Source organism: Paenarthrobacter sp. NPDC089714 (assembly GCF_044748905.1).
Lineage (GTDB): Bacteria > Actinomycetota > Actinomycetes > Actinomycetales > Micrococcaceae > Arthrobacter.
This window is the reverse complement of record NZ_JBIVGX010000001.1, coordinates 312,291-334,783: the sequence shown is the minus strand read 5'-3', so window position 1 is coordinate 334,783 and position 22,493 is coordinate 312,291. Positions and strand designations below refer to the sequence as shown.

Sequence of the window (22,493 nt, the reverse complement as noted above, 5' to 3'; positions counted from 1 at the left end):
ACAACCGAAGACTCTGGCTACCGCCACTACTCTGCCGGCTGTCCGCCCATCCAGGACAGCCGGCAGCGTCGTTTACGGAGCACATCAAGGGGTCTGGGCCCCGGGTGAACCTCCGCGGTGTTGAGGTGTACCAAAAGGTGAGGAAGCAATCATGAAAACGCGCTTATTAGGGGGTATCGCCGCGCTGGTCCTGGCTGTCATCGGGACCGTGCTGCTGGTGAACTATGTCTCCAACGCGGACCGCAGGGCGCAATCGTCCCTGGATCCCGTCGACGTCGTTGTCGTCGAAAAGCCGGTCCCGGCCGGCACCAGTGTCCAGGAACTCAGTTCCTACGTTCAAATCCGGTCCGTCCCCAGCACCGCGAAGGCTGACGGGGCCTTGACCGCTCTCGATAAGACCAGCGGGCAGGTCACGTCCGTGGCACTGGAACCTGGCGAGCAGCTGCTCGGCAGCCGGCTTATCAACCCTGCCGAGCGGATCATGCCCGGCGCCGTTCCCGTGCCCGACGGCATGCAGGAAGTAACCGTGCTGTTGCCGCCGGAGAGCGTCGTCGGTGGCACCATCCGCGCCGGTGACCTGGTCGGGTTGTTCGTCACTCAAACGGACCCGAACAATGCCCAGGTCGCCAGCACCCAGTTGGTCTTCGACAAGGTCCTGGTCACCGCCATCCAGCAGGCCCCGGCCAGCACAGGGACCGCGCAGGAAGGCACCTCAGCCGTACCCAGCGGTGCCTCGTTCGTCACCCTGGCACGGAATTCCACCGACGCGGCCAAGGTGATCCTGAGCGCCCGGGTCGGAAACATTTGGCTGACCAAGCAGTCGGCCACGACGCCGGAGAGCCCCAAGACGCCGGTCAGCACCTCCGGGATCTTCCAATGAGCCGGTTCCTAGCCCTCACGGATGCCACCGGGTTTGAACAACGCCTGGCCCTGTCCCTGACCGCCGGCCACGAACTGCAGGTCCTTCCCGGGATGGCAGCCCACCAAGCTCCCGCCGACGTTTTGAGTCGGAACGTCGGCGGGCCCATCGACGTCGTGGTCATCGGCCCGGACATCAACGCCGAGCATTGGTTCGCCCTGGCCTCAACCGTCGACGTGGACCACCCGGAGATCGTTGTCGTTCTCGCAGCAGCACCTGGCAACGATGTAACGTTGGCCGCGCTCCGCTCGGGCATCCGCGACATCATCGACCCGGAGCTTGATGCGCACGACCTCGCCCAGGCCCTGGAACGGGCGGCCCGGACTGCGGCTGGCCGCAGGCAAGCTGCGCAGCCCCTGGCCCAGGAGGCCACTCCGCGCGGCCGGGTGGTCTCGGTCATGTCACCCAAGGGCGGGGTCGGAAAGACCACGGTGTCCACGAATCTCGCCGTCGGACTGGCCCGTACCGCCCCGATGGGCGCCGTGATCGTCGATCTGGATCTGCAGTTCGGCGATGTCGCCTCCGGCCTGGGACTGGCACCGGCCCACACCATCACCGATGCTGTACAAGGATCCGCGGCCACGGACGCCATGGTGCTCAAGGCCTTCCTGGCCCCGCACCCCAGCGGACTATACGCCCTGTGCGCGCCACTGCGACCGGCTGAGGCCGACCTCATCCAACCGGCCCACGTGGCTGCGCTGGTTCATCAGCTCTCCCTCGAATTCCCGTACGTGGTCCTGGACACCTCGCCGGGCCTGGGGGACGTGGTGCTGGCCGTCCTGGAAATGGCAACCGATGCCGTTTGGGTGTGCGGGATGGACATCCCCTCCATCCGAGGCCTCAATCACGGACTTGAGGTCCTGCGCCAACTGGACCTATTGCCGCCATCGAGCACGGTGGTGCTGAACTTCGCGGACAAACGCAGCGGCCTCACCGTCAAGGACGTCGAGGCTACCGTAGGGCTGCCCGTGGAAGTGGTGCTGCCGCATTCCCGCGCCGTGCCGTTCTCCACCAACGCCGGCGTGCCGATGCTCCAAGCCGGCCGCCGCGACCCCGTCGCCAAGGGCCTCGGATCGCTCGTGGCCAAACTCGCCGCCGGAACAACTGCTCCCACGGCACGGTCTTCACGCCGAAGGGTGGCCGTCTCATGAGCCTCATCGCACGTCTGGAAGCTGCCACCGCCTCAACGGCATCGGAAACGATCGGAACCCAGCCTCAGCCAGCACCGCTCTCGACAGCGTCAGGTATTTCTGCCGAACCGGGACTCCTGGAACAACTGGCACGGGCGTCGGTCAAACCATCAACGGACGCCTTGGCCGGTATCAAGAAACGCGCTGCGGACGAGTTGACCAGCCGCCTGGGCAGCCGCATCACCGACTCAGGGCTCGATGAAGGGGATGTCCGGCGTATGGTCCGTGAAGCCTTGAGCGAATTCATCGACGACGAACAGGTACCCCTGACACCGGAGGAACGGCGCCGCCTGATCCGCGAAATCGTCGACGAAGTCCTGGGACTGGGCCCGTTGCAGAAACTCCTCGACGATCCCCTGGTCACCGAAATCATGGTCAACGGCGCCCAGAGCATTTACGTCGAACGCGCCGGCAGGCTGCACCCGACCGGAACGACGTTCAGCTCTGACGCCCACCTGCGTCGGGTCATCGAACGGATCGTCTCCCGGATCGGGCGGAGGATCGACGAGTCCTCGCCCTTGGTCGATGCCCGGTTGGAGGACGGCTCCCGCGTCAACGCCGTCATCCCACCTTTGGCGGTGGATGGGCCCTCGCTGACTATCCGGAAATTCTCCGCTGTTCCGCTGACCGTGGAGGACCTGATCAAGTTTGACTCGATCTCCCCGGCCATGGCCCAGGTTCTGGACGCGTGCGTCAAAGCCCGCCTCAACATCATCGTCTCCGGCGGAACCGGCACCGGAAAGACCACGCTGCTGAACGTGCTCTCCTCCTTCATCCCCGAAGAGGAACGCATCGTCACCATTGAAGACGCAGTGGAACTGCAACTCCAGCAAGACCACGTCGTCCGATTGGAAAGCCGCCCGGCGAACATTGAGGGCCGCGGAGCGATCACCATCCGGGACCTAGTGAGGAACTCCCTGCGCATGCGACCAGACCGGATCGTCGTCGGCGAAGTCCGCAGCGGGGAGGCCCTGGACATGCTGCAGGCCATGAATACCGGGCACGACGGGTCCATTTCCACGGTGCACTCCAACTCCCCCAGGGACGCGATCGCCCGCATGGAAACGCTCGTGCTGATGGCCGGCATGGAACTGCCCCTGCGGGCCATCCGGGAACAGATCGCCTCGGCCGTGCACCTGATCGTGCAGTTGAGCAGGCTCAGGGACGGCACCCGCCGTGTCACGCACATCACCGAGGTCCTCGGGATGGAAGGGGAGGTCGTCACGTTGCAGGACGCGTTCTCGTTCGATTTCGCCGCTGGCGTGAACGCGGAGGGACGGTTCATCGGCAAGACCGTCGCCACCGGAGTCCGCCCACGGTTCGTGGAGAAACTGGCCGGCATGGGGATCTACCTGCCCGCCGAAGCGTTCACGCCGCAACGACAGATGGGGCGGTGATTTTGGTGCAGGACCTCACACTGCCCGCCGGAGTCGGTGCGCTCCTCGTGGCCCTGTCCCTGTTGTTGTTCGTGGCGCTCCGCCCCCGCTACCAGGACATCGCCGTCGCCCGACGACGGCAGGCCGCGCCGGTCGAGACCGGCCCCTCCATGGTCACCCGGGTGGCAGACGCCACGGTCGCCGCCGTCGAACGCGGCGTCGGGCCCGGGAAGGGCGGGGTCTTCGGCGCCACAGCCCTCCAAGAAGCCGGCCTGGCCCTGAAGGCCTCGGAATTCATCGTGCTCATCCTGGCAGGCAGCCTGGTCTTGGGAGTCGCCGGCTTCGCCGTCGGTGGGCTGCTCTTGTGCATCCTCTTCGCTGTCATCTCGCCATTGGTGGCCTGGATGCTCGTCACCGTCGGGGCCGGGAAGCGGCGCCGGAAGTTCGGGGACCAGCTCACCGACATGCTCCGGGCCATCTCCGGCAGCCTGCGATCCGGGCACAGCATCACCTCGTCCATGCACACCGCCAGCCTTGAAATGCCGGCACCAATGTCCGAAGAACTCTCCCGCATCGTCAATGAGAACCGCGTCGGACGCCCGGTCTCCGACGCCATGGCCGAGGTAGGGCGCCGGATGCAGTGCGAGGACTTCGAATGGCTGAGCCAGGCGATCGAGATCAACCGGGAAGTCGGTGGCGACCTCGCGGGTGTCCTGGACCACGCGGCCGAAACGGTCAGGGAACGGTCCCAGATCAAAGGCCAGGTCCGTGCCCTGGCAGCAGAAGGCAAATTCTCCGCCTTCATCCTCATCGGTCTGCCGTTCGTCGTTGCCATCCTCATCAACGTGGTCAATCCCGGATACATGGCCACGCTTTTCCAGTCGTTGCTCGGCTGGATCTTCATTACTGTCGGCGTGATCATGATGGCCATCGGGTCGTTCTGGATCAGCCGCATGGTCAAGATCGAATTCTAGGGAGGTGCCAGTCATGCCCGCACTTGTTTGGCTCATGATCGCCGCCGTGGTTCTGCCCGCGTCCTGGTTCGCTTGGTCGCTGATCGCCGTTGACCGTGCTTCCGGCCGGTTGATCCGTACACGGCTCCAGTCCGTGAGGCAGGGAACGGGAACCGATGCTTCCGCCGGCCCCTCCATGATGACCCGGGTGGCCCGCAAACTGACCCCCGACGCCTACGTTCAACGCCTCGACCAGATCCTGGCTAAAGCCGGACGGCCGGCTTCCATGCCGCTGGAGCGGCTGATCACCATCAAGCCCCTCGCCGCATTAGCCGGAGGCCTGTTGGTCCTGGTCCTGGGCGGGGGACGCTCCGCCGCCGGGGTGTTCCTGGCCGTGGTCCTCGCTGCCGCGGGCTATGTCCTGCCCGACCTGCTGGTCTACAACAACGGCATCAAACGGCAGCAGCGTATCGAGAAAGACCTGCCCAACGTGCTGGACCAGCTGCTGATTTCCGTCGAAGCCGGCCTCGGGTTCGAGGCCGCGGTCGCCCGCGTGGGCGGCAGCGGAACCGGTCCCTTGGCTGAGGAGCTCGTCCGCACCCTCCAGGACATCCAGGCCGGACGGTCCCGGAGGGAGGCGTACCGGGCCCTGGCCGACCGGTCCACGGTCCCTGACCTGCACAGCTTCGTCGGCGCCGTCATCCAGGCCGACATCCAGGGCCTGGCCATCGCCCGGATCCTGAAACCCCAAGCCGAACAGATGCGCATCAAGCGGAAACTGCGGGCCGAAGAAAAAGCCATGAAGCTCCCCGTCGCGGTGATCTTCCCGCTGATCCTGTTCATCTTCCCGCCACTGTTCATCATCATCTTGGGCCCGGCCATCATCAACGCCATAGCCACATTCGCTGGTAAGTGAAGCGGGGAGGAAACCATGTCAAGGTCAGTCAAGACGCGTCCCGGGACACAGGGCGACCGGCAACGCGGAGCCTCCGTTGTCGAGTTCGCCCTCATCGTCCCTCTGCTGCTGTCCATGCTGCTCGGGGTCATCGACTTCGGAGTCGCCTACAGCGAAAACATCAGCCTTCAGGCCGCAGCCCGTGAAGGCGCTCGGCAGGGTGTCACCAACGGCGACGTCATCGCCTCCGTGACCGGTTCCAAAGGCAACCTCGATGCCACGAAGCTCCAATCCAAGTTCGTCGTCGACACTACCGGCGGCACGCCAGGGAAGCTCGTAGTCTGTCTGCGCTACCCGCAACGTTCCGTCAGCGGGTTCTTCAGCTGGATGCTCGACGGCTACTTCGACACGAAATACGTCATGAAAATGGAAGGCACGGCAACCGTGACCTCAGGAGCCAAAAACTGGACCGGTGGAACATGCGCCGCCTAAAGACCTCAGGACGCCAGTCCCGGACAGCCACCTCCGCTGGGCGGAAGAATAGTGACGAGCGGGGTGCCTCAGTCGTCATCTTCGCGCTCATGGTGCCGTTGCTGTTCGCCGCACTGGCCTTGGCCCTGGATTTCGGCAAGCTCGCTTACGAACGCCAGGACCTCAGCAACGCTTTGGACGCTGCAGCCCTGGCAGGGGCGGGATCCTTGCCGAATGACCCCACAACGGCGCAGAGCGCTGCAGTCGCCTACGCGAAAATCAACGACCCGGAGGCCAACCCCGTCATTACCTTCCGGTGCCTGGTCGCTTCCACGGGTGCATCCAAAACCGTGGCGGCCGGCCAGGTACCCAATGTGTGCGATCCCGGCACCACTGCCGGCGCGAAATGCAACGAGACACTGTGCTCCATCCCGTGCGTTCCGGGCGGAACCAAGACGTGCAACACCATCATCGTGACAGCAGCGAAAGATGTTCCCTTCGCGTTTGCACCCGTCATCGGGGTCAACACAGGGAACACCGGTGCACTGTCCTCCACTGCCTGCAAAGGGTCATGCGGATCGCAGATACCGAACCCCATGGACATCGTGATGGTCGCGGACCGTACCGGCAGTATGGACACTGCGGACCGTAACGCCATGGTCGCCGGGATCAAGAGCACCCTGCAAACCATGACCAAGGAACAGCAATACGTTGCCCTGGGCACCATCGGCCGAAGCAGCACCAGCCCGGGCAGTTGCATCACCACCCCATCAACATCGCAGACCACGGGACCATGGCTTCCAGTGCCGTTCTCCAACAACTACACCACCAACCCCGCAATACCAGGCGGAACCCCACCACTGAACAACAGCAGCACGCTGGTCAGTGGCCTGAACTGCTTGGGCGCCTCCAGCACGGGAACTTATCTCGCTTCACCGCTGAAGTCGGCAGCCAGGTACGCGCTTGGACTGACGCCGAACAACCTCGGTTCACTCCCAGTCAGGTCGACTCCAGCCAAGAAGGCCATCATCTTGGAAACCGACGGCGAGCCGAACGAGCAGAACATCACCGGCGGAACCACGGCGCTGAGCAACAGCGGAGACCTGGGCACGACCAACGGTGCCACGGCTTGCCAAAACCTCAAGGACGTAGCAACCAACGCCAAGGCGCAGGGCTTGCTGATCATCACTGTGGCCTTTGGCGACGCCAACTCGGCCCGGTGCACCACCGGGGGTTCCTACGTCCGGGACGTTTTGGCGGCGGCAGCATCGCCCAAGTCAGCGGGAGTTCCCAGCGCGGCATCCAATGACTGCTCCACCACTGCGTTGAGGGCCACCGAAAACGCGGACGGTGACTTCTTCTTCTGCGCAGCAACGGGCGCGGAAATGGGCCCGATCTTCGCCTCCGCCGTCAACGCCATCAGCACAAGTTCCCGCCTCATCAGGTTGCCCGAATGAGCAGCGCTGACTAGAGACGGCCCCAGGACCGGCCGTTCGTGGATCCCAGACTACGGGCGGCCGACAGGGCCCCCTCCCGGTACCCAGAGCCGGGAGGGGGTCTGCCCAAGAAACCCGAGTACCCGGAGTCCACCCGGCAAGTAGCGGCCCGGCGAAAAGTCGAGTACCTCCAAGGCATGTTTCATCCCTTTCAGTTCATCTACACTCCACATACAGGCTGGGGTGCGCCATTATTCAGAGCATTTTGAGCATCAGGAAGCCGCCATGAAATTATCAAGCTCGTCCTGGAAACCGGGGAAGAAAGGCACAGTAACCTTCGCCATCGCCTCGGCTCTGACCGCACCGCTCTTGGGGTCTACTTCCGCCTGGGCCGACGTCAATTCGGACACCATCGACAAGTCCATCGTGTGGGTGGACACTGCGTGGTCCGCAACCGTTCAAGTCCCCTTCAAAGATGGAACCACGGAGACCTTCAAGACTACTTTGGTGACGCTTTGTACCGGTTGGTTCGTCAGCAGCACAGGGCACGTCGCGACTGCCGGCCATTGTGTGGACGCGGATGACGCCCTGTACACCAGCATCTACGCGAAGGTCATTGATGAGCAGAGCCTCACGGGCGTCAAGCCGGAAAACGTTGACTGGCCCTTGTCGCTGGCCGACCCTCAGATCAAGATTGACCAGCCCTCCGGCATCGACGGCGGCGTCCTGAGCGGCAAGACGGCCATCACGGCCCAGCTCATAGCCAAGCAAGGTTTCGAAAAAGGCGACAACGCCCTGCTCCGCATAGCGGATATGAAAGACACCCCGGCACTGGCGCTGGGCAGCGAAGCCCCCAAGGTCCGTGACAAGGTCACGTCCATAGGCTTCCCCGACCTGGTTGGCTCTACCTCCGATGTCGAACGGCAGAAGCCGTCCTACCGCTCGGGAGCCGTGAGCTCGCGAAGCTACTCGACCCAAGGCGTGCCCCGCACGGAGATTGATACAGACATCACACCAGGAATGTCCGGCGGCCCCTCAGTAAACGAAGCCGGTGAAGTCATCGGCATCAACTCCGCCTACGTCTACCAAGGGGCAGGTCAGGCCAATTACATCACCGACACGCAAACCCTTCGGGATTTCCTGACGTCCAATGGCGTCAAGCTGGCAGACGCGGCGTCCAAGAGTCCGACGCCGGCAGCCGTCGCGGATGTGCCGGCGAGCAATACCCAGGGCGGGCAGGGCATTCCTGTATGGATCATCGCCACCATCGCAGTACTGGTTCTCGCTGTTCTGGCGATGGCCGCCCTCCTGTTCGTGAACATGCGAAAACAACGGAAGCCTGCCGTGTATGCCCAGTTCCCCGCAGGCCAGTCGCCTGCCAGCCCACCGCCCGCAGGCCCCCAGTTGCCTTGGATGCAGGAACCACCGCAGCCTGGCAACGGCCCGCGCCCCTGATGTCCGGACACTCGACACCAATCACCCATGGCCAGCCATGGTGGCACCGGCAAGGTTTTTGAGGAACTCTTGAGCCATTCCCACCACCGGAGTTGAGCCAAGCCGCGCACACTCTCATCCAGAACATGAACAGATCCAGGGAAGGGACGCCAAATTCATGAGCGCGCTGACCAGCATCAACAACCCTGCGGCGTTGCCACCGGCCGCCGTCGTAGTGCCCGGCGAGTCAATCGCGTGCGCCTGCCACGATCCCGAACCGCCCATTCTGGACCTGAAACGCTTGCAGTTGCTGGCCGACGAACTTGCCTCTTCCGAGGAAGCCCAGCGGTTCCTGTCGGCCTTCGTGCTGATGCTCCCCCAACGCATTGAACGGATCGTGGACTCCGTCATGGACCACGACGACAAGGGGCTTACCGTGGCACTCCTGAGTCTGGGTACGGCATCGAACATGGTGGGTGCCCTGGAATTGGAAGCCATCTGCCACAACCTCGAAAACTTGGCCGAAGCTGGTTCGTTCCCCGCCATCGTGCTGGAACTTCCCGTGATTCGTGCAGCTTCGGCACGGTTTAGGGCTGCCGCTCAGTGGAACGGCGAGTGGATCGCCCAAAGTACGTGCCACTCTCCGGTCGCAGGGCCGTCAGGAGAGCGCCGTATGTGCGTCCGATTCGTGGCCGGAGCGCAGGTAATCCTGCATGAGGTCCACGAACACTTGCTGGTTGGTGGCAAAAGCATTCTTGGCGTGGCTAACGATTTCTTCTTTCTCCTCAGTGCTGAAGGGCGCCGAATCCAAGTGATGACGATAGGCGTCCTTGTACGGCTTGATCTTGTCGATGCCTTCGAAAGCGTAGAAGTTCAGGCCCTCCGGTCCAAGTCCGTAGTGTCGTCGTACCAATGACGAAATGATCTGACCTCCCGAGAGGTCGCCCAGGTAGCGCACATAGTGGTGAGCCAGAAGGTAGGTCACCGACCCTGGACCCAGGGATGTGAGTTCCGCAGCGTACGCTTCGGCCCCGGGTGTCACATGCAGTGATCCGGAGTCGAGCCTTGCCTCCCAGTCGCTGCCGAAATGGACGTCAAGGTCCTTCTCCAAAGCATGGACCCGAAGCAGCGCGGGGTCCGAAAAAACGGCAAGGCGGGGATCCCCGTTGCTCGCCAGCGCCGACTCGAGAGCCCGGTAGATGACCAGATTCTGCAGCAGCAGCCTTGCTACCTGCTCGGCGTCCAGGCGACCTGCAAGAAGCTCTGTAACGAAGCCCGTTTGTTCTGCCTGCTCGTGGGCCAAAGCGGTCTGGGACTTCAACACCTCAGAAAAACCGGTCATGGGTTACTCCATTCAAACGACTCGGACGAGCGGAACCCTGGCAGCTGCGCCAAGCAGCCACTTTGGTAATACTTTTATGACCTAATTCACTACGCAAGCGCAAGGCTGAGTTATCGTTCGTTACCAGATCGACCCTTGAGCTTTCCTGAGGCACTGTTCCATGCAACATTGCCTGACACTCCCCGTTCGGCCCGCACCATGCCCTTAGAGTGTCTTTGTATCAACCGTCTACTGGGGGATGGCATCCGTGCTCGCAGCGCTCCGTGGTTTGCTCGCTGGCTCATTCAAGAAATCTTTATGGTTCCTTGCCGCCATATGCGTGGTCGCAGTTCTCGCGTCCATGGCGCTTGGTGCGGAGCCTGCAGCGGCCACTAACGATCGCCAGGCCCATGGCCAAGGCAGCTACTTTGGACCGGACCTGGCGCCCGGAGCGTCCTTTGACCAGTACGTTCGTGACCTCCAGGAAGCGCCGTCCGCAACGGGGGCCACCTTCAGCTACCCACTGGACTCCGAACAGAAGACGCGTATCCGGGAATTCCTCCAGGCCGCAGCGCGCGAAGGGGCGGTTGCGCAACTGACCCTGGAACCGCGCGTCGACCTGACTGAGCTGACTGCGCGGGACGCTGAGGAACTTGCCCGCTTGGTTCAAGAACTTCACTCCCAGCTTGAATCCAGGATCGTGATCCGCTTCGCGCCCGAAATGAACGGCACCTGGGTGCGTTGGGGCCAACAGCCTGTGGACTATGTGAAGGCCTTCCAAGCCGTCGCGGATGCCGTCCACCGGACTGCCCCATCGGCAACCATGCTTTGGGCGCCGGCGTATGGCTCCGGTTACCCCTTTGACGCGAGGCCGGATGCCACCACGTCGCGCCACGTCTCCGAGGCAGACACCAATGCCAACGGCGTGCTGGACGCAGACGACGATCCATATGACCCCTACTATCCGGGGGACGCCGCGGCCGACTGGGTGGGTTTGAGCGTTTACCATTACGGGACCTTGCTGCCTGACGATTCATTCGCCATCAACCAGGCACCGGAGCCCGGCAAGTTCGCGGCCCAGCTTGCCGGTACCTACGGCTATGAAACCAGCGGCGACAGCAGGCGTGATTTTGTGACCCGCTTCGCCACGGGCAAGGGCAAGGAGCTTGCGCTCCAGACCGGCGCCCTGTTCAGCGCGGCAACCCCAGGAGCAACGGAAGAGGAGATCAAGTCCGGCTGGATCCGCCAAGTGGCAGCAGCCACGGGCAGCATCAAGCCCGCGATGGTGACCTGGCTTGAACAGGTACGTCCGGAAGATGAGGCCCGCGGAGCACAGGTGGACTGGCGCGCCACGGCCAACGCGGACGTGGCACAAACGCTCAGGGAGATTCTGGGGGCCGGAGACTCCCCCTTCATGACAGGTCCCGTCACGCCTGTCCATGACATCAGCGTCAACAACGCAGCCCCAGCCCAGATCCGCAACCCAGGCACCACAACCGGCGATCCCATGGGTTGGATCACGGCCAGTGTTGCCGCCCTCGCAGTCCTGGCTTTGGCCGGAGCTGCCACGATGCGGTTCAAACGCTCCTGGTCCTACGGCATCGACCCAGATCCACGGGACATACGACTGGACTTGCTGCGCGGCTGGATCATTTGCGCGGTCGTCGTCACGCACATCGAGGTTGCCGGCCCGTTTTCCTTCTTCGCGTTGAACATTGGCGGCGCGATTACGGGCGCGGAACTCTTCGTGCTGCTTTCCGGGATTGTCATGGGCATGGTCCATCCCCGCGCCGTGCAGAAAATTGGTGGATGGGAGGCAGCCATTGGCAACGGCCAGCGGGCACTCAAACAATACTTGACGGCGCTGGCGGTGGTCATTGCCGTCTTCCTAATTTCCCGAATTCCATTTATCGATGCAAGTGTGGTCACCACGTTCACCGACCGCGGGACCGGCGAGAACGGCACGGCTGCCGCCGGCAGGGTGTACGACCTTTACGCCAACGCGCCGTTGTTTTTTGACTACCCGGTTCCCGTCTTTGTGATTGAGCAGTTGGTGCGTTTAGATATGGGTCCCTGGGTGTACAACATCATGGGCCTCTTTGTAGTCCTTACGCTCTCTGTCCCTCCACTCATGTGGCTCCTCCGCCGGGGCTTGTGGTGGCTGGTCCTCGCCCTGAGCTGGTCACTCTATGTGTTGGACGCCCAATTCCACATCCGCCTGTTTGACTCGCAATTCCAAGACGTTTTCCCGCTTCTTACATGGCAGATCGCTTTCCTGCACGGTTTGGTCATTGGCTATTACCGCGACAGCATTGCCCGTTTCGTCCTGAGCCGCAGGGGCCTCATCCTCATCTCGATGGCTACTTCCATTTACGCGCTTGCCCTTGGCACCGTGTGGGCAAGCCATGCTTACGGCCTCCAGTTGCCTGGTGTCACCCCGGATGTTTTCGGCACACTCTATTCCTCCCAGTACGACAGGACGTTCCTCCAACCAGGCCGCCTGCTGAACCTGCTGTTCTTCCTCAGCGTGGGCTACATCGTGCTGACAGCGTTCTGGAAACCCCTGAATCGTGCCTTCGGCTGGCTATATGTCCCCCTGGGCCAGGCCAGCATGTACGTCTTCACCGTGCACGTCTTCTTCGTGCTCCTGATCGGCAACGTTCCCGGCCTCGACCGGAGCAGCGCATGGCAAGGACTGGCAATTCATGCCGTCGTCATCGCAGCGATCTGGTTGATGGTCCGTTACAAAGTCCTCTTCAACGTCATCCCCAGATAGCAAGAACCACGACGGCGGGCTGCCGGTCCGCGAGAACTTCACGTGACCGCCGGGCTACTCCCGCCGGGCCCGCGTCAGTTCAGCCCGCGCCAGCAGTTCATCATCGGACGGGTAGGCAACTTCCTCCAGCACCAAGGGATGCGGGGCCGCCAACAAGGACTTCGGATCCCGGGCACGTGCCAACAAACGCTCATGCAACCAGGCCGGCGGTTCCAGCCCCTCCCCCACCCGCAAGGCAGAGCCCACCAAAGAGCGCACCATGTTGTGGCAGAAAGCATCTGCCTGCACAGTTGCCACGATGATCCCATCAGTCCCCCGGGAGAAGGAGAACTGCTGGAGCTCACGTATGGTGGTGGCACCCTCACGGGGTTTGCAGTAGGAACGGAAGTCCTGCAACCCGAGCAACAGTGATGCTCCGGCGTTCATCAGCGACACGTCCAAGGAAGCTTTGTGCCACAACGTAATCCCACGTAGCACGGGGTCCCAGTGCCCGGGGCCATCGGCAATCCGGTAACTGTAACGGCGCCACAACGCAGAGAACCGGGCATCGAAACCCAAGGGCGCCGGACCGGCGTCGTGCACTTCGATGGCACCGGTGAGGTCACCGAGAACGCGGCTCAACGCGCCGCGCAGCCGCCGCAACAGCGAAACAGAGGGGTCGACGTCGTGACCCCGCGTCAGGCCGGACCATTCGTCTGACGTGAAGTCGACGTGAACCACCTGGCCACGGGCGTGGACACCCGCGTCGGTCCGTCCCGCAACCGTCACCCGGACCGGTCGGCGCACCAAAAGAGCAAGCGCTTCCTCAAGCGACCCTTGGACGGTCACGAGCCCTGGTTGCACGGCCCAGCCGCTGAAGGGACCACCGTCGTACGAGAGATCCATCCGGATACGCAAAAACCCGCCGCCCTCCAAAACGGGGGCAGCGGGTTTTTGTTCGTTCATAGACTCAAGTCTACTGAAATTTACTTCTTGTCCTCGTCGGCCGGGGCCTCTTCGGATTCAGCAGCTTCGGTCTCAGCAGCTTCAGCGGCAGGAGCCTCAGCAGCTTCGGTTTCTGCAGCTTCGGTCTCAACAACCTCTTCCTCAGCAGCAGGAGCTTCGGCAGCCGGAGCAGCCTTGGCAGCAGCAGCGGTTGCTTCAGCAACGACGGCCTGTTTCGGGGAAACGGGCTCGAGGACCAGCTCGATGACAGCCATGGGAGCGTTGTCGCCCTTGCGGTTGCCGATCTTGGTGATACGGGTGTAGCCACCGTCACGGTTGGCAACAGCACCGGCGATGTCGGTGAACAGCTCGTGGACAATGCCCTTGTCGCTGATCAGGCCGAGAACACGACGGCGGGAAGCGAGGTCGCCACGCTTGGCGAAGGTGACCAGACGCTCTGCGTACGGCTTGAGGCGCTTGGCCTTGGTAACCGTGGTGGTGATGCGCTTGTGCTCGAAGAGCGATGCTGCCAGGTTCGCGAGCATCAGGCGCTCGTGAGCCGGGCCGCCTCCGAGGCGCGGACCCTTAGTGGGGGTAGGCATAGTTATTTCTCCTGTTGTGGTGGCCGGTCGGTTCCATCACTGGACCCGGCGGCCAAGATCTGCTTTTTAGAGCTCGTCGTCGCTGAACGCGGCGTCGTCCTCTTCGATGGCTGCGGCGCGGGCTGCGAGATCGAAACCGGGAGGGGAGTCCTTGAGGGACAGACCCAGTTCAACGAGCTTTGCCTTGACCTCGTCGATGGACTTTGCACCGAAGTTGCGGATGTCCATCAGGTCAGCCTCGGAGCGGGCAACGAGTTCACCCACGGTGTGGATGCCCTCACGCTTGAGGCAGTTGTAGGAACGGACCGTGAGGTCCAGATCCTCGATCGGCAGAGCCATGTCAGCTGCAAGTGCAGCGTCAGTCGGCGACGGGCCAATCTCGATACCTTCAGCTGCGGTGTTCAGCTCACGGGCCAGACCGAACAGTTCCACCAGGGTGGTGCCTGCAGAAGCAACAGCGTCACGCGGAGCGATAGCCTGCTTGGTCTCGACGTCGACAATGAGCTTGTCGAAGTCGGTGCGCTGCTCAACACGGGTAGCTTCCACGCGGAAAGTTACCTTCATGACCGGCGAGTAGATCGAGTCGACCGGGATACGGCCGATCTCGGAGTCGCCGGACTTGTTCTGAGCTGCCGAAACGTAGCCACGGCCGCGCTCGATGGTCAGTTCGAGTTCGAACTTGCCCTTCGAGTTGAGGGTGGCAATGTGCAGATCCGGGTTGTGGAATTCGACCCCGGCCGGCGGAGCGATGTCCGCGGCGGTGACGACTCCGGGGCCCTGCTTGCGCAGGTACGCAACAACCGGCTCATCGTGCTCGGAGGAAACCGAAAGGTTCTTGATGTTCAGGATGATCTCAGTGACATCTTCCTTGACACCCGGAACCGTGGTGAACTCGTGCAGCACGCCATCGATCCGGATGCTGGTAACAGCGGCACCGGGGATGGAGGAGAGCAGGGTACGGCGGAGGGAGTTTCCGAGGGTGTAACCAAAGCCCGGCTCCAGCGGTTCAATGATGAAACGGGAGCGGTTCTCGGCTACAACTTCTTCAGACAGAGTGGGGCGCTGTGCAATGAGCACTTAGGTTTCCTTTCGGCGAGCATCCGCTATATGACGCAACACAGGTGGTGGAAATCGGCTTCGGTTTCCAGCCTGACCAGCCGGACCATGCTTGTGGATCCACAAGCAGGCCCGGCCGTCAGGCAGGTTGAACCTAATTAGACGCGGCGGCGCTTCGGCGGGCGGCAACCGTTGTGGGCGCTGGGGGTGACGTCCTGGATGGAGCCAACCTCAAGGCCAGCAGCCTGGAGCGAACGGATTGCGGTTTCGCGTCCCGAACCCGGTCCCTTGACGAAAACGTCAACCTTGCGCAGACCGTGCTCCTGGGCGCGCTTTGCAGCAGCCTCGGCAGCCATCTGGGCAGCGAACGGGGTGGACTTACGGGAGCCCTTGAAGCCAACCTCACCGGCGGAAGCCCAGGAGATCACAGCGCCAGTCGGGTCCGTGATGGACACGATGGTGTTGTTAAAGGTGCTCTTGATGTGCGCCTGTCCAAGCGCAATATTCTTCTTATCCTTGCGACGCGGCTTACGGACCGCTCCACGAGTCTTCGGGGGCATTGTTTCTCCTACAGAAAGTTATCGGGGGAAAACCAGGTCAATCCCGAGGGATTAACGTCCGGCCTTCTTCTTGCCGGCGACGGTGCGCTTCGGGCCCTTGCGGGTACGAGCGTTGGTCTTCGTACGCTGACCGCGTACGGGCAGGCCCTTGCGGTGGCGCAGGCCTTCGTAGCTGCCGATCTCAACCTTGCGGCGGATGTCGGCGGCTACCTCGCGGCGAAGGTCACCCTCAACCTTGTAGTTGCCTTCAATGTAGTCACGCAGCTGAACCAGTTCGGCGTCAGTCAGGTCCTTGACGCGAACGTCAGGGCTGATGCCGGTGGCAGCCAGGGTTTCGTGTGCACGGGTCTTACCCACGCCGTAGATGTAAGTAAGCGCAATTTCCAACCGCTTTTCGCGGGGAATGTCTACGCCAGCGAGACGAGCCATAGTGGCGGTACTCCTTGAATAAACCGGAGGTCGTAGGCAGTACACCCGCATTTTCCATGCGGCCCCAGCCTCCGACCGGGGGTTCGCTGTCCGGGCTCTGTAAAGCGTCCCAGCTCAGCTTGTGCTGCCTTTATTTACTTGCGTGGGTTAAGCAACCCAGGTTTGCCCTTGCGGGCGCTGGTTCCCTTGCGGGGAATCAGCCCTGGCGCTGCTTGTGGCGCGGGTTCTCGCAGATCACCATGACCCGGCCGTTACGGCGGATCACTTTGCACTTGTCGCAGATCTGCTTGACGCTCGGCTTGACCTTCATGGCGTTCCTTTGCGTGTTTAGCAGTTGATCAGCTGGAGCAACCAAGGCATTGCCTTAGCCGCCCAGCAATTTACTTGTAGCGGTAGACGATACGACCACGTGTGAGGTCGTACGGGCTCAGCTCCACCACTACCCGGTCCTCGGGGAGGATACGAATGTAGTGCTGACGCATCTTCCCAGAGATGTGCGCGAGAACGACGTGCTTGTTGGTGAGCTCAACGCGAAACATCGCATTGGGCAGCGCCTCAGTCACAACGCCCTCGATCTCAATGACCCCGTCCTTCTTGGCCATATCCTCCGCTAACTGTTGTTTGCCGCAGTCCTCCGGTTAGGCACCGGCGATCCAGCGGACGTTTTTTGTTTGCTTTGGTCCTCTTGGAACCACCACACCAAAAAGGGCGTGGCTGTACAGACAACCAACAGACAACTCTACGCCACTCGGGCGGGAAAGTTAAATCCGATCATGGTAGCGCACGCGGGCGTCCCCGTCACCCTCCAGAGGCGAGGTAAGCGGGGAAGCTGCCGGCCGCCGTCGTGATGCTTTCCGCGGCCGAAACGCCGTCCAGGATCGCCAACCGCACTGCCTCCGCCGCCGCGCTTTGGAGCGTCATCAGGGACACCTGCCGCGCCTGGTCGGTGCTGCGGTCAAGCCCGACGGCGCCAGTCGCCAGGGCGAACACGGTGTCACCGTCCGCGAGGGTATGGGACGGGTCGAGGGCCCTGGCCAGGCCAGCGTGACCCGAACTGGCGGTCCGCTTACACTCGGCGACATCCAAAACAGCGTTGGTAGCAATGACGACGAGCGTAGTGTTGAGCCCCTGCGGTTCAGCGCCGGGCGCCTCGCCACGTGGCTGCGGGCCCGCAGGAAACACCGGCGAACCCAGCGCGTTCACCACGGCGATAGCTCCAACAATGACCCCACCCTCGAGTTCGATCGACGACGTGCCCACGCCCCCTTTGTACTGGCCTCTGGCTATGACGGCACCGGTTCCGGCACCGACGTTTCCGCGCACGACGGCGGCATGGTCGCCTGAGGCGAACGCTGCGGCGGCTGCCTGGTAACCCATGCCGGTGTCAGGGCGGGCGTGAACGTCACCACCGCGACCGAGGTCGAAAATAGCGGCGGCAGGAACGATCGGAACAACGGTCCCGGGAACCGCGAAGCCCCTCCCCTGTTCTTCGCACCACTGCTGCGCCCCATGCGCGGACACCAATCCGAAGGCGCTCCCACCCGTGAGGACAACGGCGTCCACAGTGGAAACCAAGGTGGTCGGGTCCAGGGCGTCGGTCTCATGCGTCCCTGGTCCCCCACCCCGCACGTCCACCGACCCCACGGTTCCCGGCGGCGGAAGGACGACGGTCACGCCACTGAGCCACCCGCCGTCGTTCTTTTGGGTGTGGCCAATCCGGATTCCTGGAACATCGGTTATCTGACCCATGGCTCCATTCTCCACCTGAAGCGGTGCGGCCAACTGGTAGCCCGGCCTCGAATTCGAACTCCGGAGTAACGGTGAGTAAACGGGTCCGGAAGTGTCAGCCAACTATCGGTACGGTGCCCACTTTTGGTCCAACGGAGCCTCGGCACTGTGGTGAGCTAGGGCTGTCTCCCGCCGCCCCGATCCGGGCCGGCACCCAAAGTTCGCCTCACAACGTAAGTGATCCATGACTACCCGACTCGTCAACACCCTCCCTGAGCGTTCGGGCGTTCCGGTCGCGGTGCCGCCCCCAAACGGGTCCGCACCTGGCCGCTACGCCAAGCGGTGGTCCGGCCGCAGCCGCAAGGACTTCGTCGTTTTCCTCGCCATGGCCCTGCCCAACATCGCCCTGATTGCCACGTTCACCTACTGGCCGCTGATCAACAACATCTACTACTCCACCTTGGACTGGACGCTGGGTTCGGCGTCGGCAACGGTGGTGGGGCTGCAGAACTACATCACGTTCTTCACCAGCGAGGACGCAGCCAAGGTCCTCGAAACCACGGGCATCTTCACGGTCGTGACGGTGGGCGGTTCCATGGTGCTCGGGCTGCTGGTGGCCCTGGCATTGAACTCGAAGGTCCGCGGCACCACGTTCGCCCGTTCGGCGGTGTTTGCACCGTACGTGCTCTCCGGCGTGGGTGTGGGCCTGGTGTGGCTGTTTATCTTCGACCCCGGCTACGGAGTCCTCGCGTGGATACTCCGTGGCTTGGGACAGCAGAGCCCGCAGTGGATCAACGATCCCCAGTTGTCCTTGGTGATGGTCATCATCGTGTACGTCTGGAAGAACCTCGGCTACTGCGCCGTGGTGTATCTCGCGGGCCTTCAGTCCCTCCCCCGCGACGTCATGGAAGCTGCGGCGTTGGACGGAGCCAACAACATCCGCCGGTTCTTCAACATCTCGGTCCCCCTGCTCTCCCCCACCACGTTCTTCCTCCTGATCACCACCATGCTCAGCTCCCTGCAGGCATTCGACCTCATCCGCATCATGACGCCGCTGGGGAACGGCACCAGCACGCTGATCTACGAGGCCTATCTGCAGGCCTTCGGCGCCTACAACCGGGCAGGCTATTCGGCCGCGATTTCGGTGGTCCTCTTCGCCATCCTGCTGGTCATCACCGTCCTCCAACTGCGCTTTGTTGAGCGAAAGGTCCACTACTCATGAGCGCCCAGTCTCCCGCCGCCGTCGTACGTCCCACGGACCCGGACCCAGCAGCACCGCAGCCACCCCACGTACCGCGGCCGCTGTCCAGGTCCAACCTGGTCCAGACGCTGGCCGCCGGATATGTCCCGCTCCTCGTGGCAACGCTGGTGGTCTTCCTGCCCTTGCTGTGGATGCTGCTGAGCTCCTTCAAACAGCCCGGCGAGATTGTCACCACGGACCTGAAGATCCTGCCTCAGTCGCTGAACCTTGAGAACTATGCCACTGCGATGACCACCGTCCCGTTCGCGCAGTTCTTCGCCAACAGCCTGATCGTCACCTCCGTCGGTTCCACCATCAAGGTGGTCCTGGCGATCCTGACGGCGTATGCCTTAGTGTTCGTCCGGTTCCCGTACAAGAACGTCATCTTCGTGCTGATCCTGGTGGCCCTCATGGTTCCGGCGCAGGTCTCGATCCTGCCCAACTACATCCTGATCGCAGGCATGGGAGGAAAGAACACGTTATGGGGCATCATCCTCCCCGGCCTGGGTACGGCATTCGGAACCTTCCTGCTCCGGCAGCATTTCCTCACCCTCCCGCAGTCCATCCTGGAAGCGGCCGAGATCGACGACGCCGGACATTGGCGACGTCTGTGGCAAATCATTGTGCCTGTTTCCCTGCCCTCGGTGGCGACCGTGGCCTTGGTAACCGTGGTCAGTGAATGGAACGACTACATCTGGCCGCTCATCATCACCGACCGGCCCGAGACCATGACGCTCCCGGTGGGCCTGACCTTGCTGCAGAACTCCGAGGGCAACGGCGCGGGCTGGGGAATCCTCATGGCGGGCGCAGTCCTGGTGATTGTCCCCATCCTTCTGGTCTTCGCCGCCCTGCAGCGCTACATCGTCGCCGGCCTGACGCAAGGCAGCGTCACCGGCTAACAACTCCACCCGCACTATTTCGCATCGAAGTCAGTCATTGAGAGGAAGCACTATGCGCACGAATCTTGACCGTCGGCATTTCCTTGGCCTCGCAGGCCTGGGCGCCGGAGCAGCGGCACTGGCCGCTTGCGGTGGACCGTCGACGGCGGGCCCCGGAACAACCATCGAATCGGCGGCCGTCGACTTCAGCGGCGTCAAGCCAGCCGCGTCCATCGATTTCTGGACCAACCACCCGGGAAAGTCCCAGGACGTGGAAAATCCATCATCGACAAATTCCACGCCAAGTTCCCGGAGATCAAGGTGAACCTGGTGACCGCGGGCGCCAACTACGAGGAGATTGCCCAGAAGTTCCAGACCCCGCAGGCTGCCAAGACCGGCCTGCCCGGCCTGGTTGTCCTCTCCGATGTGTGGTGGTTCCGCTACTTCTCCAACGGCAGCATCATCCCCCTGGATGGGCTCGTGAAGCAGCTGGACATCAAGCTCGAAGACTTCCAGAAATGGTTGACGATTACAAGTACGACAACCAGCAGTGGGCCCTTCCCTACGGCCGTTCCACCCCGCTGTTCTACTACAACAAGGACCACTTCAAGGCTGCTGGCCTTCCGGACCGTGCTCCGGCCACGTGGCAGGAATTCGCCGAGTGGGCACCCAAGCTCAAGGCATCCTCCGGTGCGCAGCACGCCTACATGTACCCCGCCCTGGCGGGCTATGCAGGCTGGACCCTGCAGAACAACCTGTGGGGCTGGGGTGGCAGCTGGTCCAAGGACTGGGACATCACGTGTGATTCGGACAAAGCAGTGGCTGCCCTCCAGTGGGCGCAGGATTCCATCTACAAGGACGCATGGGCCGGCGTTTCCTCCAAGGAAGCTGCCGACGACTTCGCTGCGGGCATCGCCTCCGCCACGATTTCCTCCACCGGTTCGCTGCTCGGCGTGCTCAAGGCCGCCAAGTTCAACGTCGGCGTGGGCTTCCTGCCGGGCGGCCCCGAGGTTGCCACGGGCGTGCGCCCCACCGGTGGTGCAGGCTTGGGTATCCCCAGCGGCATCAGCAAGGAAGAGCAGCTCGCCGCAGCCACGTTCCTCAAGTTCATGACCGAACCCGAGAACACTGCCGCGTTCTCGGCCGCAACCGGCTACATGCCCACGCGGCTTTCGGCGGACATGTCGGCCGTCCTGGCAGCCACCCCGCAGATCAAGACTGCCATGGACCAGCTCGCGGTCACCCGTGTCCAGGACAACGCCCGTGTTTTCCTGCCCGGTGCGGACCAGGAAATGGCCAAGGCTGCCGCCAAGATCCTCACCCAGCAGGGCGATGTCAAGGCAACCATGACCGAACTCAAGAAGACGCTTGAAGGCATCTACACCAAGGATGTGAAGCCCAAGCTGAAGGCGTAGCCTCCCGGCTGCATGAAAAAGCGCGGGGCTGCATGGCAGCTCCGCGCTTTCTTTTGGGTTTGCTACGGAATCGGAACAGGCACGACGCCGAGCGGCGCCAATTGCTCTGCGCCACCGTCCGGCGCGGACAGGACCCAGATGCCCTTTTCGTGGACAGCGACGGAGTGTTCCCACTGGCAGGATCGCTTGCCGTCGGTGGTCACCACGGTCCAATCGTCGTCAAGGGTGGCGGTCTCGATGCCACCGCGCACCAGCATGGGCTCGATGGCCAGGCACAGCCCGGGGCGGACCTTGGGACCCCGGTGGTTGGTGCGGTAGTTCAGGACATCCGGTGCCATGTGCATCTCGGAACCGATGCCGTGGCCTACGTAGTCCTCAAGGATGCCCAGCGGCTTGCCGGGAACGGAGGAAACGTAATCATCGATCGCGTTGCCGATGTCCCCCACGAACTTGCCCTTGGCGAGCGCGGCGATGCCCCGCCACATGGCTGCCTGCGTGACGTCCGAGAGGCGCTGGTCCTCCGGATCGGCCGTGCCGACAATCACGGTACGGGCGGAGTCCGAGTGCCACCCGTCCACGATGCAGCCGCCGTCGATCGAAATGATGTCGCCGTCCTGCAGCACACGGCCACCCGGGATCCCGTGCACCACTTCCTCGTTCACGGAGGTGCAGATAGTGGCGGGGAAGCCGTGGTAACCGAGGAAGTTGGACTTGGCTCCGGCGTCATTCAGGACCGCCGCGAAGACGTCGTCCAGGTCCTTGGTGGTCACACCCGCCTTCGCCGCCGCAACGGCAGCGTCCAGCGCACGGCTGAGCACCAGGCCGGCCTCGTGCATCTTGCGCATCTGCTCGTTGGACTTGTATTCAATGCGGGGCTGACCGAACGCCAT

Annotated in this window: 21 protein-coding genes and 1 pseudogene; 12 read left to right on the top strand and 10 right to left on the bottom strand. The window is 62.8% G+C overall.

The annotated features are described in order from the left end of the window. The first annotated feature begins 151 nt into the window (after positions 1-151). From cpaB to ACIPY3_RS01485, 8 genes are all read left to right on the top strand, one after another. Positions 152-880 carry a Flp pilus assembly protein CpaB gene (cpaB, locus tag ACIPY3_RS01520; RefSeq protein ID WP_400329186.1) on the top strand — a complete coding sequence of 243 codons (729 nt, stop codon included), beginning with the start codon at positions 152-154 and terminating at the stop codon, positions 878-880. Continuing rightward, positions 877-2,070 (top strand): CpaE family protein, encoded by a 1,194-nt coding sequence (locus ACIPY3_RS01515; RefSeq protein ID WP_400329182.1) that lies wholly within the window; start codon positions 877-879, stop codon positions 2,068-2,070. The genes cpaB and ACIPY3_RS01515 overlap by 4 nt, the downstream gene beginning before the upstream one ends. Then, positions 2,067-3,506 carry a CpaF family protein gene (locus tag ACIPY3_RS01510; RefSeq protein ID WP_400329179.1) on the top strand — a complete coding sequence of 480 codons (1,440 nt, stop codon included), beginning with the start codon at positions 2,067-2,069 and terminating at the stop codon, positions 3,504-3,506. The genes ACIPY3_RS01515 and ACIPY3_RS01510 overlap by 4 nt, the downstream gene beginning before the upstream one ends. A 5-nt stretch (positions 3,507-3,511) precedes the next feature. After that, entirely contained in the window at positions 3,512-4,459 is a 948-nt protein-coding gene (locus ACIPY3_RS01505; protein WP_400329176.1) for a type II secretion system F family protein, read from the top strand. A 13-nt stretch (positions 4,460-4,472) separates the two neighbouring features. Beyond that, positions 4,473-5,354, top strand: coding sequence for a type II secretion system F family protein (locus tag ACIPY3_RS01500; RefSeq protein ID WP_400329173.1), 882 nt, complete (start codon positions 4,473-4,475; stop codon positions 5,352-5,354). Between the two features lie 15 nt (positions 5,355-5,369). Continuing rightward, positions 5,370-5,825, top strand: coding sequence for a TadE/TadG family type IV pilus assembly protein (locus ACIPY3_RS01495; protein ID WP_400329170.1), 456 nt, complete (start codon positions 5,370-5,372; stop codon positions 5,823-5,825). Beyond that, positions 5,813-7,261: a pilus assembly protein TadG-related protein gene (locus ACIPY3_RS01490; RefSeq protein WP_400329167.1), complete on the top strand. Its 1,449-nt coding sequence runs from the start codon at positions 5,813-5,815 to the stop codon at positions 7,259-7,261. The genes ACIPY3_RS01495 and ACIPY3_RS01490 overlap by 13 nt, the downstream gene beginning before the upstream one ends. A 264-nt stretch (positions 7,262-7,525) precedes the next feature. Beyond that, a complete protein-coding gene (locus tag ACIPY3_RS01485; RefSeq protein ID WP_400329165.1) occupies positions 7,526-8,695 on the top strand; it encodes a trypsin-like peptidase domain-containing protein in 1,170 nt (389 codons plus the stop codon). Positions 8,696-9,332: 637 nt separating this feature from the next. Here ACIPY3_RS01485 and ACIPY3_RS01480 read toward each other — a convergent pair. After that, entirely contained in the window at positions 9,333-10,016 is a 684-nt protein-coding gene (locus tag ACIPY3_RS01480; protein WP_400329162.1) for a heme oxygenase (biliverdin-producing), read from the bottom strand. A 340-nt stretch (positions 10,017-10,356) separates the two neighbouring features. On the opposite strand from ACIPY3_RS01480, the gene opgC reads away from it, so the two are divergent. Next, entirely contained in the window at positions 10,357-12,771 is a 2,415-nt protein-coding gene (opgC, locus tag ACIPY3_RS01475; protein WP_400329159.1) for an OpgC domain-containing protein, read from the top strand. Positions 12,772-12,825: 54 nt separating this feature from the next. Here the strand turns inward: opgC and ACIPY3_RS01470 are convergent, their stop codons facing one another. The 8 genes from ACIPY3_RS01470 to ACIPY3_RS01435 form a co-directional block, all read right to left on the bottom strand. Then, positions 12,826-13,716 (bottom strand): tRNA pseudouridine synthase A, encoded by an 891-nt coding sequence (locus ACIPY3_RS01470; protein WP_400329157.1) that lies wholly within the window; start codon positions 13,714-13,716, stop codon positions 12,826-12,828. A gap of 20 nt (positions 13,717-13,736) precedes the next feature. Then, positions 13,737-14,297: a 50S ribosomal protein L17 gene (rplQ, locus tag ACIPY3_RS01465; RefSeq protein WP_400329154.1), complete on the bottom strand. Its 561-nt coding sequence runs from the start codon at positions 14,295-14,297 to the stop codon at positions 13,737-13,739. 66 nt (positions 14,298-14,363) lie between these two features. Continuing rightward, positions 14,364-15,374: a DNA-directed RNA polymerase subunit alpha gene (locus ACIPY3_RS01460; RefSeq protein WP_347108054.1), complete on the bottom strand. Its 1,011-nt coding sequence runs from the start codon at positions 15,372-15,374 to the stop codon at positions 14,364-14,366. A gap of 137 nt (positions 15,375-15,511) precedes the next feature. Beyond that, on the bottom strand, positions 15,512-15,913 hold the full coding sequence (rpsK, locus tag ACIPY3_RS01455) for a 30S ribosomal protein S11 (protein WP_021472435.1): 402 nt from the start codon (positions 15,911-15,913) through the stop codon (positions 15,512-15,514). Between the two features lie 51 nt (positions 15,914-15,964). After that, on the bottom strand, positions 15,965-16,342 hold the full coding sequence (gene rpsM / locus ACIPY3_RS01450; RefSeq protein ID WP_021472434.1) for a 30S ribosomal protein S13: 378 nt from the start codon (positions 16,340-16,342) through the stop codon (positions 15,965-15,967). Positions 16,343-16,538: 196 nt separating this feature from the next. Then, positions 16,539-16,652, bottom strand: coding sequence for a 50S ribosomal protein L36 (rpmJ, locus tag ACIPY3_RS01445; protein WP_011775570.1), 114 nt, complete (start codon positions 16,650-16,652; stop codon positions 16,539-16,541). Positions 16,653-16,722: 70 nt separating this feature from the next. Next, a complete protein-coding gene (gene infA, locus ACIPY3_RS01440; protein ID WP_011775571.1) occupies positions 16,723-16,944 on the bottom strand; it encodes a translation initiation factor IF-1 in 222 nt (73 codons plus the stop codon). A 196-nt stretch (positions 16,945-17,140) separates the two neighbouring features. After that, complete coding sequence (locus ACIPY3_RS01435) at positions 17,141-18,091, bottom strand: P1 family peptidase (RefSeq protein ID WP_400329151.1); 951 nt, start codon at positions 18,089-18,091, stop codon at positions 17,141-17,143. 223 nt (positions 18,092-18,314) lie between these two features. On the opposite strand from ACIPY3_RS01435, the gene ACIPY3_RS01430 reads away from it, so the two are divergent. The 3 genes and pseudogenes from ACIPY3_RS01430 (at position 18,315) to ACIPY3_RS01420 (ending at position 21,603) form a co-directional block, all read left to right on the top strand. Further along, positions 18,315-19,292 carry a carbohydrate ABC transporter permease gene (locus ACIPY3_RS01430; protein ID WP_400329148.1) on the top strand — a complete coding sequence of 326 codons (978 nt, stop codon included), beginning with the start codon at positions 18,315-18,317 and terminating at the stop codon, positions 19,290-19,292. Then, positions 19,289-20,209, top strand: coding sequence for a carbohydrate ABC transporter permease (locus ACIPY3_RS01425; protein WP_400329145.1), 921 nt, complete (start codon positions 19,289-19,291; stop codon positions 20,207-20,209). The genes ACIPY3_RS01430 and ACIPY3_RS01425 overlap by 4 nt, the downstream gene beginning before the upstream one ends. 52 nt (positions 20,210-20,261) lie before the next feature. Beyond that, positions 20,262-21,603 (top strand): annotated as a pseudogene (locus ACIPY3_RS01420) (ABC transporter substrate-binding protein). Positions 21,604-21,665: 62 nt separating this feature from the next. On the opposite strand, the gene map reads toward ACIPY3_RS01420, so the two are convergent. Beyond that, the gene (map, locus tag ACIPY3_RS01415) at positions 21,666-22,493 is read right to left on the bottom strand and encodes a type I methionyl aminopeptidase (protein ID WP_397325838.1); all 828 of its coding nucleotides are present in this window, start codon (positions 22,491-22,493) and stop codon (positions 21,666-21,668) included.

Coding starts and splice junctions, on each gene's coding strand:
- cpaB (WP_400329186.1), top strand. CDS start 152: ATGAAAACGCGCTTATTAGGGGGTATCGCCGCGCTGGTCCTGGCTGTC.
- ACIPY3_RS01515 (WP_400329182.1), top strand. CDS start 877: ATGAGCCGGTTCCTAGCCCTCACGGATGCCACCGGGTTTGAACAACGC.
- ACIPY3_RS01510 (WP_400329179.1), top strand. CDS start 2,067: ATGAGCCTCATCGCACGTCTGGAAGCTGCCACCGCCTCAACGGCATCG.
- ACIPY3_RS01500 (WP_400329173.1), top strand. CDS start 4,473: ATGCCCGCACTTGTTTGGCTCATGATCGCCGCCGTGGTTCTGCCCGCG.
- ACIPY3_RS01495 (WP_400329170.1), top strand. CDS start 5,370: ATGTCAAGGTCAGTCAAGACGCGTCCCGGGACACAGGGCGACCGGCAA.
- ACIPY3_RS01490 (WP_400329167.1), top strand. CDS start 5,813: ATGCGCCGCCTAAAGACCTCAGGACGCCAGTCCCGGACAGCCACCTCC.
- ACIPY3_RS01485 (WP_400329165.1), top strand. CDS start 7,526: ATGAAATTATCAAGCTCGTCCTGGAAACCGGGGAAGAAAGGCACAGTA.
- ACIPY3_RS01480 (WP_400329162.1), bottom strand. CDS start 10,016: ATGACCGGTTTTTCTGAGGTGTTGAAGTCCCAGACCGCTTTGGCCCAC.
- opgC (WP_400329159.1), top strand. CDS start 10,357: ATGGCGCTTGGTGCGGAGCCTGCAGCGGCCACTAACGATCGCCAGGCC.
- ACIPY3_RS01470 (WP_400329157.1), bottom strand. CDS start 13,716: ATGAACGAACAAAAACCCGCTGCCCCCGTTTTGGAGGGCGGCGGGTTT.
- rplQ (WP_400329154.1), bottom strand. CDS start 14,297: ATGCCTACCCCCACTAAGGGTCCGCGCCTCGGAGGCGGCCCGGCTCAC.
- rpsK (WP_021472435.1), bottom strand. CDS start 15,913: ATGCCCCCGAAGACTCGTGGAGCGGTCCGTAAGCCGCGTCGCAAGGAT.
- rpsM (WP_021472434.1), bottom strand. CDS start 16,342: ATGGCTCGTCTCGCTGGCGTAGACATTCCCCGCGAAAAGCGGTTGGAA.
- rpmJ (WP_011775570.1), bottom strand. CDS start 16,652: ATGAAGGTCAAGCCGAGCGTCAAGCAGATCTGCGACAAGTGCAAAGTG.
- infA (WP_011775571.1), bottom strand. CDS start 16,944: ATGGCCAAGAAGGACGGGGTCATTGAGATCGAGGGCGTTGTGACTGAG.
- ACIPY3_RS01435 (WP_400329151.1), bottom strand. CDS start 18,091: ATGGGTCAGATAACCGATGTTCCAGGAATCCGGATTGGCCACACCCAA.
- ACIPY3_RS01430 (WP_400329148.1), top strand. CDS start 18,315: ATGACTACCCGACTCGTCAACACCCTCCCTGAGCGTTCGGGCGTTCCG.
- ACIPY3_RS01425 (WP_400329145.1), top strand. CDS start 19,289: ATGAGCGCCCAGTCTCCCGCCGCCGTCGTACGTCCCACGGACCCGGAC.
- map (WP_397325838.1), bottom strand. CDS start 22,493: ATGGCGTTCGGTCAGCCCCGCATTGAATACAAGTCCAACGAGCAGATG.